10 protein-coding genes are annotated in these 15,874 nt (G+C 52.7%); 3 read left to right on the top strand and 7 right to left on the bottom strand.

Translation table 11 applies throughout. The features are described from left to right. Positions 1-41: 41 nt before the first annotated feature. On the bottom strand, positions 42-881 hold the full coding sequence (locus tag BUB30_RS27380) for an MBL fold metallo-hydrolase (protein WP_073140948.1): 840 nt from the start codon (positions 879-881) through the stop codon (positions 42-44). Positions 882-961: 80 nt separating this feature from the next. Next, positions 962-1,909 carry an acetyl-CoA carboxylase carboxyltransferase subunit alpha gene (locus tag BUB30_RS27375; protein ID WP_073140946.1) on the bottom strand — a complete coding sequence of 316 codons (948 nt, stop codon included), beginning with the start codon at positions 1,907-1,909 and terminating at the stop codon, positions 962-964. Between the two features lie 562 nt (positions 1,910-2,471). Between BUB30_RS27375 and rhaT the strand changes: the two genes are divergently transcribed. The 3 genes from rhaT to BUB30_RS27360 all read left to right on the top strand — a co-directional run bounded on the left by rhaT (position 2,472) and on the right by BUB30_RS27360 (position 4,793). Next, positions 2,472-3,551, top strand: coding sequence for an L-rhamnose/proton symporter RhaT (gene rhaT / locus BUB30_RS27370; RefSeq protein WP_073140944.1), 1,080 nt, complete (start codon positions 2,472-2,474; stop codon positions 3,549-3,551). 20 nt (positions 3,552-3,571) lie between these two features. Beyond that, on the top strand, positions 3,572-3,886 hold the full coding sequence (rhaM, locus tag BUB30_RS27365; protein ID WP_073140942.1) for an L-rhamnose mutarotase: 315 nt from the start codon (positions 3,572-3,574) through the stop codon (positions 3,884-3,886). Between the two features lie 178 nt (positions 3,887-4,064). After that, entirely contained in the window at positions 4,065-4,793 is a 729-nt protein-coding gene (locus BUB30_RS27360) for a hypothetical protein (RefSeq protein ID WP_143165105.1), read from the top strand. Between the two features lie 157 nt (positions 4,794-4,950). Here BUB30_RS27360 and bglX read toward each other — a convergent pair whose 3' ends face one another. From bglX to BUB30_RS27335, 5 genes are all read right to left on the bottom strand, one after another. Further along, entirely contained in the window at positions 4,951-7,173 is a 2,223-nt protein-coding gene (gene bglX, locus BUB30_RS27355) for a beta-glucosidase BglX (RefSeq protein WP_073140937.1), read from the bottom strand. 176 nt (positions 7,174-7,349) lie between these two features. After that, positions 7,350-9,308 (bottom strand): glucoamylase family protein, encoded by a 1,959-nt coding sequence (locus tag BUB30_RS27350; protein WP_073140935.1) that lies wholly within the window; start codon positions 9,306-9,308, stop codon positions 7,350-7,352. A gap of 82 nt (positions 9,309-9,390) precedes the next feature. After that, the gene (locus tag BUB30_RS27345; RefSeq protein ID WP_073140933.1) at positions 9,391-11,160 is read right to left on the bottom strand and encodes a LamG domain-containing protein; all 1,770 of its coding nucleotides are present in this window, start codon (positions 11,158-11,160) and stop codon (positions 9,391-9,393) included. A 21-nt stretch (positions 11,161-11,181) separates the two neighbouring features. Then, the gene (locus BUB30_RS27340) at positions 11,182-12,717 is read right to left on the bottom strand and encodes a RagB/SusD family nutrient uptake outer membrane protein (RefSeq protein WP_073140931.1); all 1,536 of its coding nucleotides are present in this window, start codon (positions 12,715-12,717) and stop codon (positions 11,182-11,184) included. Positions 12,718-12,736: 19 nt separating this feature from the next. Further along, positions 12,737-15,814 (bottom strand): SusC/RagA family TonB-linked outer membrane protein, encoded by a 3,078-nt coding sequence (locus BUB30_RS27335; protein WP_073140929.1) that lies wholly within the window; start codon positions 15,812-15,814, stop codon positions 12,737-12,739. Positions 15,815-15,874: the final 60 nt, after the last annotated feature.

Raw genomic sequence — 15,874 nt, 5'->3', positions numbered from 1 at the left:
TGATTTATACCTGTGATGATTTTTTTTAGCAAAACGGTTGATCAAAGAATTTCCGCCAGCCGGAAGGTCTGATCCACGCGAACGCCTTTATCCGTGTGCTTCACCGTACAGCATTCGTTCTCCGGGTCGTGCTCGAGAAAGAGGATGTAACCGTGGGTGGCGGCTTCGTTGAGAAAGCGTTCCTTTTCTTCTAACGTTATCAACGGCCGCGTGTCATAGCCCATCACGTAGGGCAACGGAATGTGGCCCACGGAAGGCAACAGATCGGCCATGAAACAGATCACTTTATTTTTATAGCGGATCATAGGGATCATCATTTTATCGGTGTGCCCCGAAACGTATTGGATGTCGAACGATGAGAACGGCGAAGGCGCATGAATGTCTACAAATTTTAAGTGGCCACTTTCCTGCATGGGGAGGATGTTCTCTTTCAGGAAGCTGGCTTTTTCGCGTGCATTGGGTTGGATGGCCCACTGCCAGTGGTCGGCGTTGCTCCAATATTGCGCTTTGGGGAAGGCCAACCCCACTGCGTCCCCTCTCCTTTCGACTCCACCGCCACAATGATCAAAATGCAAATGGGTGAGAAACATGTCGGTGATATCGCCCGGTTCAAAGCCAGCACGATGCAACGACGATTGGAGTGTTGCGTCTCCGTTCAGGAAGTAGTAACTAAAAAATTTCGCATCCTGTTTTGTGCCCAGACCGTTGTCGATGAGTATGGTCCGGTTTCCGTCCTCGATGAGCAGGCAACGCATGGCCCAGTTGCAGAGGTTTTGTTCGTTGGCGGGATTTGTTTTTTGCCAGATGGATTTGGGCACCACGCCAAACATGGCGCCGCCATCGAGTTTGAAAAATCCGGTGTCGATCACGTGGAGGTTCATGGGTTGCGCTCCGGGTTAGGGTCTCTGAAAAAGAAAAGGCTGCAACTTGCATTGCAGCCTTTGGTATATCGTTTCGTTGATTATTCTTTCACTACGCCCATCGCGCAGAACTTGTCGATGCGTTGGTCGATGCGCTTTTCGGGGCTGAGGGCCGAGAGTTCTTTCGTGGTCTCGAGGATCACGCGCTTGATCTCATTGGCCATCCACTTCACATCGGTGTGGGCGCCGCCCAGGGGTTCGTTGATGATGCCGTCCACCAGTTTCAGGGCATGCATGTCCTTGGCGGTGAGTTTGAGAAGTTCTGCGGCCTGTTCCTTGAAATCCCAGCTGCGCCAGAGAATGGTGGAGCAGTTTTCGGGGGAGATCACAGAATACCAAGAGTTTTCCAACATGAGCACGCGGTCGCCAATGGCGATGCCCAGCGCACCACCTGACGCTCCTTCACCAATCACGATACAAATGACCGGCACTTTGAGGCCGAACATTTCCTTGAGGTTGCGGGCGATGGCTTCACCTTGTCCGCGCTCTTCGGCTTCGAGGCCGGGGAAAGCGCCAGGGGTATCGATGAAGGTGACGATGGGCTTGTTGAACTTCTCGGCGATCTTCATCAGGCGCAGGGCCTTGCGGTAGCCCTCGGGGTTGGCCATACCGAAGTTGCGCATTTGGCGCTGCTTGGTATTGCGACCCTTTTGTTGGCCGATGAGCATGAACGTTTGGCCTTCGATCGTGCCGAAGCCGCCAATCATGGCTTTGTCGTCAGACACGGTGCGATCGCCGTGCAGTTCGATGAAGTCGGACGTGATCTCGTAGATGTAATCCAGGGTATAGGGACGATCCGGGTGGCGCGACAGTTGAACGCGTTGCCAGCCCGTGAGATTTTCGAAGGTCTCCCGCTTGAGGTCCAGAATTTTTCTTTCGAGTGCTTTCACAGCGGCCTGAACTTCCTTGTCGCTGTCGCTGGCCAACTGATTCATATCTTCAAGTTTTGCCTCCAGTGCAGCAATGGGCTTTTCAAAATCCAATAGCATATGGTCGATTTTGTCGGCACAAAGTTAGAAGGATTGTGAAATATCGGTAATTAATGGATAAGTTTCGCACTAAGGCCCTCATATTCAATACACTGTTACAACGTTGAGCATTCATGGGGGGTGTTGTGTGGCTTCCGTTTTGGCTTTTCTGACCTTCCGTTGCCTTCTTTTTTGCCCGGATATATTCTTATGGGCTTTCCAAACCGCTTGCTCTGCGGCCGGAAATAGCCGCGGGTTCTTATGCGTAGAACAGCACCAGCGTCAAGACCGCCCAGGTGACCGTTTCCACCAGCCATTCCGTCCCGCTCATTTTCTTATGCGTTTCCATAGCTTTTTATTTCAGGCCATGACGATTTGCATGCCAATGCCTTTCCCGGGCTAAAAGCAAGGTTTATGCCTTCGGAATGTGGAGAAAAAGAATCAGGGACGTCCAAATTTTGGGGCGTTTCGGTAGCAGGCGCCTGTATTTTCTTTTGCAGACAGTTCATGACGGTTTCGTTTGCGGAGAGTTTCTATTTTTACCTGGATCACTTTGTTCCCTTGAACCTTACTCTACCCTTCTATGCAGGTCATTTTCGGTATCATTTTTCATTTCATCGGCGGGTTCGCTTCCGGCAGTTTCTATGTTCCTTTTAAAAAGGTAAAAGAATGGTCGTGGGAAAGCTATTGGATCGTGGGCGGTCTTTTTTCGTGGCTCATCATCCCTCCTTTCGCCGCCTGGCTCACCATCCCGCATTTTTTCGACATCATTTCGCAAGCCTCCGGCTCCACACTCCGGTGGACCTATTTCTGGGGCATCCTGTGGGGTATCGGTGGACTAACGTATGGGTTAGGTATGCGCTACCTGGGCATGTCGCTGGGCAACTCGGTGTTGCTGGGGTTCACGTCGGTATGCGGATCCATTGTTCCCTCCATATACTACGATTTTGTTCCCACCGTGGGCAAAACCAGCTTCCACGAACTGATGACCACCTCCTGGGGCCGCGTCGTGTTGCTGGGTGTGGCCCTTTGCCTGGTGGGAATCTATCTCTGCGGACGCGCCGGCATGATGAAGGAAAAAGAACTTCCCGAAGAAAAGAAGAAGGAAAGCATCAAAGAGTTCAACCTTGTGAAAGGCCTGATCGTGTGCACGTTTTCGGGCATCCTCAGCGCCTGTTTCAACTATGGCATCGAGGCCGGCACATCCATGGCCGAGCAGGCCGATGCGCTCTGGCAAGCCGCCAACCCCGACGCCACCAGCGAATTCCTCTATCAGAACAATGTGATCTATGTCGTGTTACTTTGGGGTGGTCTCACCACCAATTTTGTGTGGTGCATGATCCTGAACGCACGGAACAAAACGTTCGGTGACTACACGAACTCCAAAACGCCCCTGCTCCAAAACTACTTCTTCGCTGCACTGGCCGGCACCATCTGGTTCCTCCAGTTCTTTTTCTACGGCATGGGCGAAAGTAAACTTGGCAACGGTGCCAGTTCGTGGATCCTGCACATGGCGTTTATCATCCTCGTGGCAAACCTCTGGGGGATCCTGCTCAAAGAATGGAAAGGCGTGCAACCAAAAACACGGGCCACCATCGCCGCCGGGATCCTCACGATTTTGTTGTCGGTGATCCTGGTGGGCTATGGTAACGCCCTGAAATAATTTCTGAATCAAATTGCCCTATGGAACGACTTGCATTTACCATGAAACTTTTTCCAGGCCAGGTGGAAGAATATAAACGACGACACGACGCGATCTGGCCGGCGCTGAAATATTTGTTAAAGGATTCGGGGATCAAGGATTATTCGATTTTTTTGGATGAAGGGTCGCTGACGTTGTTTGGAGTGATGAAGGTGGAGGATGCTGCGGTGTTGGGGCCGATCCGCGATCATCCGGTGATGCGGGAGTGGTGGGCGTATATGAAGGATATTATGGAGACAAATGCGGATGAGTCGCCGGTGCAGACCGCGTTGCGGGAAGTATTTTATATGGCATAGGCCCAACACCCACCCAACGCGCTAGCTGGCCGCTATTGAACCGGCCGGGATGCCTTGAAACGCACCAAAATTTCAGTGCCAAAACCGAGGGCTGCAATTCATACTTTTAGATGCGTTTTAGATTTTACATATTGCACGGTCTTCCACCTTGGACGTTGCACTATCCCCGGTTTATCCAATGAAAAATTCTAATAACGCCTCGTTGCATCTCCTTTCTAAAGTCATTCTCCTTCCGTGTGTCGCGTTGATGCTATTTTGTTGTTCAGCGAAGACGAAAAAAGAAAATATATCTAGGCCAAGGGCCGAGGACAAAATTGATATCTTCTGGAATTGGTTTGCTGACAATAAAGAAAAATTTGAAGACGCACTCGATCAAGATTTAATACACCAAGATGAGAAATTGGAGCTGATACTCGCCCAACTGAGAAAAATTGAAGACGGGCTGGCGGTTGAAATCTCAGCAGAACACAATGGGACAAGGGAAATCATTATTTCGCCAGAAGGCGACCGGTCAAAGTTTGACATCGTCCAAGCCATCGTATCAAGAGCGCCCAACATCGATAAATGGACCGTAACCGCTTTTCGACAAAGGGCCCCCGAAGGCTTCTCGTTAAAGATCGGAGATATTGAATTTGAGCCAGCGAAAATGTATTTCGATCCCCTTATTGACGTTGACTCACTGGACGTTATTGTTTACGCCGAAAATTTCTCAAAACATGATGAAAACGAGGCAGCATATTACGGCTTAATAACACTCGACAACGTGCTTGGAGAATACGACTGCGTCATGAAAGTAAGGCACTATGATTTTCGCGACACCGGGGAACTCCCCAAAAAACACAACCTCAAGCATCTTACAGAGCTCCCTAAATTTGTTGATGATTTCCACAGTGCACGAAAGAGGTGACAGCTAATGACAGCGTTGTGCTGGGTGTTCTTTGGATCGCATTTGGTGCTGAACAAGGATTAAACCGCAGAGGCGCAAAGAGCGCAAGGAAAAGGAACTAAAGACTTGTATTTCCCTGCGCTCTTTTGCGCCTCTGCCGTTCAATTTTTCATGCCTTCTACTTCAACGTGAACGAAGCTTTCTTCAAATCATCTGAATTTCCTCCGACGAACACATCATATTTACCTGGCTCCGTGCCAAAAGACATATCTCTCCGGTAGAACGACAAATCGGATTGCGTTAACGTGAAGCTGATCTCCTTCGATTCGCCGGGTTGCAGCATCACTTTTTTAAACCCTTTCAATTCTTTGACCGGGCGCGTTACACTTCCCACGAGATCGTGCACATACAACTGGACAACTTCCTCGCCTTCACGCTTGCCAGTGTTCTTCACTTTGCAGGTGATGGTGATGCCTTCCTGCTGTGTGATCTCCTGTTTGTTGAGCTGCACGTCGCCGTATTCGAAGGTGGTATAGCTCAGGCCATAGCCGAAGGGGAAAAGGGGTGCGTTGGATTCGTCGAGATATTTTGACGAGTATTTGTTGTTGGGGTCCATGGGGCGGCCCGTGTTTTTCATGTTGTAGAAAATTGGGATCTGCCCCACCGACCGCGGGAAGGTGACAGGCAATTTGCCGGAGGGATTATAGTCACCAAACAACACGTCTGCCACGGCGTGGCCGGCTTCTGTGCCGGGGAACCAGGCCTCCAGCACGGCGACCTTGTTTTGGGTCATCCAGTTTATGGTGAGCGGCCGGCCGTTGAGCAGGACCACCACGATGGGTTTGCCAGTCTTGTAGATCGCTTCCAACAATTGCTGTTGCACACCGGGCAGGTTGAGCGAGGCGCGACTGGCCGCTTCACCGGTCATGAGCGCGGCTTCGCCCAGGGCCATCACGACTATGTCGGCTTGCTTCGCGGCTTGCAGGGCCTGCGCAAATCCTTTGGTGGTGTCGTCGTTAATGTTGCAGCCTTTGGCAAACACTATTTTTGTCGACGGGGTTACCGCAGTCTTAATACCTTCCAGGATGCTCACCGCCTTGGCACCTTCGCCGGCGGCCGACCAGGAACCAATCATTTCTTTTTTGGCATCGGCCAGGGGGCCGATCACCGCGATGGATCGCGTGGTCTTCGACAAGGGCAGCACATGCTGATCGTTCTTGAGCAACACCATGGATTTGCGCGCCACATCGCGTGATGCCGTGAGGTATTCCGGTTTCATGATGGTGGCCTTTTCGCGTTCGGGGTTGCAATAGCGGTAGGGATCGTCAAACAAACCCAATTCGAATTTCTTTGTCAGGATGTGGCGCACGGCTTCATTCACGAGTCCTTCTTTCAGTTTGCCTTCTTTCACCAGGCGTTGCAGCGAGCTGTTGTAGAAGCCGGCTTGCATGTCCATGTCCACACCGGCCTCCAGGGCCAGGGCCGCAGCGGAGGCGGTGTCTTCGGCGATGCCGTGGGGGATCATTTCCATGATGGAGGTGTAGTCGGTTACCACGAAACCTTTGAAGTTCCATTCTTTGCGGAGGATGTCGGTCATCAGGTATTTATTTCCTGTTGCCGGCACGCCGTCGAGTTCGTTGAAGGAGGTCATGACGGTGGCCGCGCCGGCATCGATGGCCGCTTTATAGGGTGGCAGGTACACTTCGCGCAGCATGCGATCGGACATGTCGGTGGTGTGATAATCACGGCCGGCCTGGACGGCGCCGTAGGCTGCAAAGTGTTTCACGCAGGCCATGACCGAATGGAGGTCGCCGATGCCATTGCCCTGAAAGCCTTTTACGCGGGCGATGGCGATCTGTGAGCCGAGGTAGGTATCTTCCCCAGCACCCTCGGCCATCCTACCCCAGCGGGGGTCGCGGGCAATGTCGCACATGGGCGCGAAGGTCCAGTGCAGTCCCTGGGCAGAAGCTTCGTCGCCGGCGACGCGGGCCGACTGCTCCATGGCCGCGATATCCCAACTGGCGGCCTCTCCCAGCGGAATGGGAAAAATGGTGCGGTGCCCATGGATCACGTCATATCCAAAGATGAGCGGTATGTGAAGACGCGTTTCCTTTACAGCCAGTTCCTGCAACTTGCGCGTATAGTCCGCGCCAAAGGCATTGAAGATGGCGCCTACCCTGCCCGCCTTGATGTCTTCGCGATAGTTTTCGCGAATGGTAGGGCCGGTCACGTCGATATCGCTGGTGAAGAGGGTGAGTTGGCCAATCTTTTCCTCCAGCGTCATCAGGGTCAGCACGGAGTCTACACGACCGGCGATGTTTCCAGATGACTTGGGCGCACTCTTTTGGCAGGCTGTCAGTATCAGCATCCCGGCCATCCACAGGAAGATCAATCTTTTCATGCGTTGGTTTCTTTTAGTTTATGCAAACGGCTCGCGGTGTTAAGCGCAGCTATTTACGAAGATCAAATATCATGTTGTCTCGTTATCCAGACCCAAGCAAGCCTCTCAAAAAAATGAGAGACTGTACTTTAGGCTGGGCTCCTCGCGGAGATCTTTGTGAGTTATTCAGTAATAGGTCAATTAAATTCCAATTTTGTTTTGGCGGCCTGCACTTCCGGCGCCGACATAAATAAATTCCACAGCAACCCCGTGCGATAGTTCTCGATCATGACCACGATCGGTCCCTGGTCGATGGCCAAATACGAATTGGCCACCCAACCTTCCGACAGATCGAAGGCATCATAAAATCCATACGGCCCCCAAAGTCTATCGCCCAATGTGTAGTAAAAGAACTTCAGCGCCTTCATCGACTCTTCGGGGGCATAGGGAAACGAGGATAGCGCAGCCGTGGGTGTGATCACTCCCGAGTCATTTGACGGCGAGTGGGCATCATAGCCGCTGCTGGGATCATCGCTGGCGGTCAAGCCCCAACACGCATCGCTGTAGCCTACATAGTTTTTTGGATTGGCCGCGCAATAAGCGTGGTTGATCAGCGTGGCGTTCACGTTTTGTTCCCAATAGTCGGCATAGTCGTCTTTGAAGTGGGGATCCATTCCCAAATAAGAATATTGCACCCAGAACAAAGGACTCGGTGTTCCCAGGGGCAAAGTGTAGCCGTAATATTGCTGTCCTGTTTTTATGGCGCCGTTCTGCCCGTAACCGTTGGTGTATACGCTTTTCGGTATGCCGTGTGTTGGCGAAGCAGCGGCGAGTACGTAGGTGATCTGTTCTTCAAAATATCCCGAGAGGGCGAAATTCATATCCCAGTTGTAGTTGGGCGACCAATGCCAGTAGAGCACTTCCTGACCATCTTTGCGATACCAGTCCCACTCCACGCCTTCATAGAGCTTGGTCATCCGGCGAATGAGGTTGTTGCCAACGGTATCGGGGGATTGTAAATATTGGCGCGCGGTGAGGAGGCCTTGCATAAGGAAAGAAGTCTCAACCAGGTCGCCGCCGTTGTCTTTTGTGCTGAAGGGAATGACCTCGCCAGTAGCGCCGTTGATCCAATGCGGCCACGCGCCGTGGAAACGGTCGGCATGTTCGAGGAAGGTCACAATCTTATTCAACCGCTGAACACCGTCGGTACGGGTGATGAAATCTCTTTCTATCCCCACAACGATGGCCATGATCCCAAAGCCAGAACCGCCACTGGTAACAATGTCACCGGAGTTATCGCGTTCGCGTGCCAGACCGCTGGTGGGATGACCGAGATCCCAGAAGTAGGTGAATGTTTGCTGTTGTACCAATGAAAGCAAGGCGTCGTCGGAGATCACGGGGAACTTGGGTGTTTCGTCCACGGCGGTATAAAAATTTTCCGAGAGACCGTCAAAGGTTTGTCCTTCCGAGCCCTTGAGCGCGTTAGAGAGCCTGAAACTAAACTTGCTTAGATGTTGCAGTGGCGACGCGCTGGTGATCGTGACGGTCTTGTTGCCATTGGATAAGGCAAATACGAGGTCGGTGTTTCCCGGACCACTCAGAACAGCCGCATCTGACAGTGTTGATTCGTCCACAGCGCTGGAGAATTCGAAGACCATAGTGAGGGCCTGCGGCACGTCCATGATCGGGCCAGTACCTGCAATGCTCTTCCCGCCGATCTCGCCGGAAAGCAGTGTAAACGGACCGATGGTCGTAGTGAATTGGACTGTTGCAGGAGAGGCAGGCTGGCCTGCAGCGCTTTTCAGATTGCTGGTGACTTCGAGGGTATAATGGGTGGAGGGTGTGAGCGTACCTACGGGCGAGAGCACTACGATTTTATCTTCCGAGGAAAAGTTAAGCTGTGCATTGACGGTTTGGCCGCCAGCACTCAGGCGTATGCCATTGGCAGCGGAAGCCCGGTCGACGGAGGTCGAAAAGGAAAGGCTGATGGACCTGTCGATCGGCAAGCCTGCTTGTGTGTTACCCGTCAGGCTTATTTCCGTGGACCCAATGAAAACGTGCTGAAGTTCGAGGGAAGTTTTGTCGGGATCGTTATCACCACAAGCCTGCAATGAACAGACAACGATTAAAAAGAGGAACAGCTTTCGAATGTACATGACAGCTTTTTAAACATAAGGACCCCACGTAAACGCGGGATCCTTGTGCTTTGTTAGGTTAATGCCTTACTAAATACTACCGTTAATCTCCGTTCATAACGGTCTGCACTTCGGCTTGTGTAAGCGCCTTGTTGAATACGTGCAGATCGTCCATGAAGCTCTGGTCCGAATGGTGTCCCCACTCCATGAAGCGCGGGTCGCCAGACATGATGGATAAGATATCGCATCCTGTCCAGTCTACACCGGGGAAGTCTCCTTCGGAAGCCACATTACCGTTGATGTAAACAGCGGCGTGCGACTGTGAAATGGTGATCGCGAAATGCACCCAGTCACCGGCAGCCGGATCGACGTCGGCATTTGCACCACCGTCAAACCAATGGTCGGCTGTGCCATCTCCGACGTTCAACTTAAACCTTTGTTTGCCGGCGGCATCTTCTCTGAAAAATCTGAAACCGGAATTACGGTTATTCGGTGTAGCCGGGAGGTTGGGATCCGGGGGTCCGATCACCAGGATGCCTGCACGATCGGGGACGTTGTTGATCTTCATCCAGAATGCCGCGCTGAATTCGTCGCCCAGCAAGTCTGTCGTGGGCCAGGTCAAATACGAATCGGCAGCGCCGGCATAAGAATCTCCTTTCTTACCTTCGCCGGCAAAACCAGGTGTGCCAACGACGGTGGCACCCGTTCCGGTCAGAAAATCATTGTAGTTGCCGTTGAAGGTCATGTAAAGCTTCTCGCCATCGTAGGGCTGATACCGGGCATCGATCATGTCTTGTATTTCTGTCGGCGTAAGGGCCTTGTCGAAAAGACGCAGTTCGTCCAGGAGACTTTGGTCTGAATGATGTCCCCATTCCATGAAGCGCGGATCGCCCGACATGATCGAAAGAAGATCGCAGCCTGTCCAGCTCACACCCGGAAATGCGCCTTGCGATACCACTTCACCATCGATATACACAGCGACATTGCTGTTTGAAATGGTGAAAGCGAAGTTCACCCACTGATCTGTGTTGGGTGCAACGTCAGCTGCTGCGCCGCCGTCAAACCAATAGTCGGTTGTGCCGTCGCCGACGTTCAGTTTAAATCGCTGTTTGCCGCCGGCAGCTTCGCGGAAAAACCGGAAGCCGTAGTTGCGGTTGTTCGGTGCCGCAGGATTAACAAGGTCGGGCGCACTCATGACCAGCACACCGGCGCGGTCAGGATTGTCGTTCACTTTCATCCAGAAGACAGCACTGAATTCATTGCCTTGCAACCCTGTGGTGGGACGGGTGAGATAAGCACCTGCAGCACCTTTGTAGCTACTTCCTCCGGAAGAGCCTTCATTGGCCAGGGTGGGCGTTCCCACGATGGTCGGATCCGTGAACGTCACCAATTCCTTGAATCCTACATCAGCGTCGAATGACATGTAGAATTTTTCATTGGGATACAGCGGTACGTAGGGCGGTGCTTTCTCAAAAGTCGCCGTGGCTGTCGTGGTTTTGTTATCAATATCGGTCGCCGTAATGGTGAGGGTGTGCATGCCGTTTGCCAGCCCTTCATACACCATCTCTTCGCCGTCTACAATGACACGGCGATAGTCCTTGAAATCCGTCAGCGTTCCCACTTGGTCATTGTCGACTTTCACGGAGATGGATTTGACCTCAATGTCGTCCTCGACCTGAAATTGAATATCGAGGTTGGTCACCAGTTCGCCGACTTTGATCTTGGTTCCTTCTAGGGGGAACTTAAGGGTGACGGTGGGTGCCGTCACATCGGCGCCGGGCTCGACGTGCGAAATGGGATCGATGCCATTATTACAGCCCGTGACCAATGCTGCGATCACACCGCCTGCCAGAATATGTTTGAATAGTTTCATTGCTTTCAATTTTCAGTTTAACTAATTGGATTCCGTCAGGCCGGGCAATTGATCGACTTGGATCTGCGGATACGGCAGAAACGTTTTATCAGCCGTGAAGGTACGGCCATCGTAACTCAGTTCGTCGTAGCGCTGGTAGCGCAGCATGTCGAAATAACGGACGCCCCACTCGGTGGCCAGCTCCGCGTATTTTTCATCCAACACATCATCAAGGGTCACGCCGCTCAGGTGTCCAAGGTCAGCACGGTCGCGGACCTGGTTCACCGCTTCGTCGGCCGAAATCGAGCCGGATGCACCTTGCACGCGGGCTTCGGCATGCATGAGCAGAATCTCCGCGTAGCGGAGACAAATGAAATTCTTGTTGGTGCCATAGTCATTGATGCCGGCTGTGAGTTGGTCGGAAGGCAGATAGTGCTTGCCGCTAAGGAACATTTCGCGGGCAAAGTCTTGGAACACATCGCCCGAGGGGGTGGTGACGGAAACATAACTGGGCAGTGTGGCGTATTTCGGATCCTCCTGGATCTTGGCGATCCCACGGGGTGTGAAAATCACGGTAGTGACCAAACGCTTTTCCTCATTGCGATCGAGCATAAACTTGACGTATTTCAGACTCGGCTCGAAGAATCCCCAGCCACCCCCTGCAGTAGCTACTTTCGGTTTCCATGTTTCCGGACCGAAGAAAGCAAAGAGGTAACTCAGGCTCGTGCCACCAGCCACGCCCGAATCCCAATATTGCAACTCGAGCAGGTTCTCGTCGTTGAGTTTGCCCGGAATCTTGAACAGGTTGTAGTAGTCGTCCTCGAGGTGGAACAGTCCTGATTCGATGATGGCGCCGGTAGCATCGGCCACACCCTGGAAGTTTTTCAATTCAAGGTTGGCCAGCGCTTTCATGGCGAGGGCCGTGTAGCGGGTTACGCCGCCCTTGATATCGTCGCGCTGGTTGGGGCGCAGGTTAGGCAGCTGACCGGCGGCGGCATCCATGTCGTCGGCAATGAATTGCATCACCTCGTCTTTGGTGGAAACTTTCATTTCAAACAAATCGGTAGGATCAGAAGTGACAGGAATATAGACACGGCCCCAGGTACGGGAAAGCTGCAGCAACAGGAAGGCTCGCAGCACTTTGGCTTCGGCCATGTACTGATCAGCCAGCGCCGGGTTGGGTGCAAATTCTTTGTACAGCTCGATCTGCTCGATGGCGGAGTTGGCAGCCAGAACATCGTTGTACAAGTTCTGCCATACGGAGTTGAACATCCAATAGTCGGTGTTGGCGTAGTTGTACCGGTCAGAATTCGCAAACTCCTGCTGGTCGCCGAGACCGCCGGCGTTCACATCGTCTCCCCTTACGGAGATGAGCGGGTAATCTTCCCAACCGCGGTTTTGGAATTCGCCGTAGGCACCCAGCAACGGGTTGATCATGTCTTCGGTCTTCGTATAGTCGGTGGCGTTGGTAGCCGTGAGGTTCTCGGCAATCTCGTGCAACTGATCGTTGCAGGAGATCGTCAGCAGCATCATTCCCAGGAAGGCCGCCGTGGACAGGTATTTATGGATTGATTTCATACAGTGTCTTTAAAAAATTTTAGAATTTAACGCTCAGTCCTACCGTGTACACGGCCGGGATCGGGTAAGTCTGCGAATCGATACCGTTAGGCGTTTCGGGGTTGAAGCCGTTGTATTTAAATACGGTCAGGGGTCGTTCGGCAGTGAATGAAAGTCTGGCATCGGGGAATTTGGTGCCGAGCTTGCTGGCCTTGAAGGTATAGCCTACGTTGACGTTCTGGATGCGGAAGAAATCGCCTTTCTCCACGAAGTAATCGCTCATCTTTTGATTCCAGCCTTTGCGCAAGCCGGCCGACGAGGGATACTTGTTGGACGTGCCTTCGCCGTGCCAGCGGTTCTTTGCCAAATCGGCATCGAGGTTACCGTCGGTTGTCCAGAGCATTTCACCGCGCTTGCGGTTCAGGATCTTGGCGCCGTTCTGACCCATCAGATTTACCGACAGATCGAAGTTCTTCCAGGAAGCGCCGAGGTTCACCCCCCAAGTAAGCTTGGGAAGGAACGAGCCGATGACCTCCCGGTCGCTGGCGTTGATCACGCCGTCGTGATTGAGATCCTTGAACCTCAAGTCACCGGCGACGATCGGGTTACTGGGATTAGCTTGGTTATAAGCCACGGCAGCCGGGTCAGCCTCAATCGCTGCCTGGTTCTGATACACGCCGTCTGTGCGATATCCAAAGAACGCCTGAAGGGGTTGATTCAGGTAAGTACGTTGACGGAACTCCGCTGAGCCGCCTTCAATATAGGGCGCGCCACCAAGGTCCGTTGCTTTGTTCTTGAGCGTGGCCATGTTGAAACCGACGTTATACCGGAAGCCATCGCCTATTTTATCAGCCCAATTCAGGGCAAGTTCGAGACCGGCATTCCGCACTACACCCACGTTCCTCATGACCGTCCCACCAATCAACGGTACGGTTAAAGGGAACACGGGGTTCTGTGTATCGCGGGTATAATAGTCGGCCTCGAGCGACAAGCGACTACCTAAAAACTTGGACGTAACGCCAACGTTCACTTCTTCCACGACTTCCCAACGCAGGTAATCAAAAGTGCTCTTGGCATAAGTACCGGACTTGAACGAATTCCCGTACACGCCGGTAATGACCGTCTTTGTAGCAAGTCCATCGGAGGCTTGCACCTTGTCATTACCCAACTTGCCCCAGCTCGCTCGCAATTTCAGAAAATCAACTACCGAATTGCCCTTCAGGAAATTCTCTTCCGACAACACCCAGCCTGCACCGATCGTTGGGAAATAACCCCATTTCTCCTGGTACTTAGAAGAACCGTCGGCGCGGAAGGTAGCGTACAGTAGATATTTGTCCTGATAGTTGTAGGCCACCCGGCCAAAGTACGAGAAGCCGTACTGATGGGTCCCGTCGTCGGTCACCAGCTTCGCCCCCGTGCCGTTGTCTGTTACGGGAATCTCAAGCGACTGATCAAGGTACCACGAATGCTCGTCGTTTACCGGGAAGTACCTGCCACGTGCGGTGAGCATGTCCCACAATTCATTGCGGTACGAGGTGCCGGCCATCACGGTCAGGTTATGGTCACCGAAGCTCTGGTCGAACGTAAGCACGTTATCCCAGATCTGGTTGATGAACGTTTCATTCTTCTTGGTCAGTTCAGGGACGCTGCGTTGCCCGTCGGTAGAAATAAAATACGGAAGATCAACCTCGCGATTGCGGAGGAATGTACTGCCCGTGTTGTAGGCACTTTTAAAGGTCAGCTTGTCCTTGATGAGGGCCAATTTCAAATAAAAGTTGGCGAGTATTTTTCTCGACTGGAGCCGGTTGTTGTTGAATGTCATAGTCGGAAATGGATTCTGCGGCCCGCGGTAGCCGATGTTCTCGGCCGAAGCGTACCTGATGGGGGTCGCTGCGGTGTTTTGTTCATCGTACACCGGAAAAATGGGAACGGCAAAATAAGCCTGATTCCACACGGCATCGTCAGGCGAGTACTTGGTGGAATTGCTCATGTTAAAATTTGCTCCGACGGTGATCCAGTCATTGACATCGAAATCAGTTCGCGCGCGGATGTTGAGACGCTCAAAGCTATTCTTCATGTCCAGGATACCATCCTGTGCGAAGTAGCTGGCGCCCAATGAATAGGTAGCCTTGTCGCTACCACCCTCCACACCGAGGTTGTGGTTCTGGATGGGTGCAGCACGCAATACCTCTTTATACCAATCGGTGTTGACGTTGGGAACGTTAGGGTTCTCGCGGCTTCGTCCGTAGCGTTGCATGGCATTGAGGATGTAGGACTGATCAGCGGCCGATCCCGATTCCTGGGCCATGGTCACAAACTGCTCGGAATTGGCCATTTTTAATACGTTCTGGGCTACTTGTACGCCATAATAACCGTCGTAAGTCAGCCTTGTCTGTTGGTTGCGTTTGCCCGATTTGGTCTCGACGAGCACCACGCCGTTTGCCGCACGCACGCCATAGATGGCCGCCGCGGAAGCATCCTTCAGGACGGAGATCGTTGCAATGTCATTGGGGTTCAGGAAGTCGATGTTGTCAAAAAACACACCGTCCACTACATAGAGTGGCGCTTCATTGCCTACCGGCGTCTGGTCACCTTTAGTCTGCGGATACGATCCAACACCGCGGACGCGTACCGTGGGTGAACCACCGGGTGTACCCGAGCTCACGATCTGTACGCCCGGAACTTTGCCCTGCAACGACTGCATCGCAGAGGCTGCCGGCGTGCGGGAAATGTCTTCGGACTTGACGGTGGTGATCGCAGAGGTCAGGTCTTTCTCCCGCTGCGTGCCATAGCCGACCACAACGACCTCGTCCAGCGAGGTCAGGTCTTCTTCCATGACGACGTCAACGACCGTGCGCTCGCCGACCTCAACGGTAGCGGCCTTGTACCCAATAAATGTAAAAACCAGTGCGTTCTCGGACCCCGGGAGCTCCAATTGGTATTTACCATTCGAATCGGTGGTCGTCCCTTTGGTTGTACCCCGAACGATCACGTTGACACCTGGCAGCAACTCGCCTGCCGCATCTGTAACCGTGCCTTGCAGCGTACGCGTCTGCGCCCATGAAGTGGACGCTAACAAGCTGAAAGTCAACAATGTAACTAGTAATTTTCTGATCATAGGTTAGCGGTTTGATTAGTTTTTCAGTCACTGAATTTTGGATATCTCCAACACAAAAGG

This window comes from Chryseolinea serpens, assembly GCF_900129725.1.
Taxonomy (GTDB): Bacteria; Bacteroidota; Bacteroidia; order Cytophagales; family Cyclobacteriaceae; genus Chryseolinea; species Chryseolinea serpens.
This window is presented reverse-complemented; position numbering and strand designations above follow the sequence as displayed.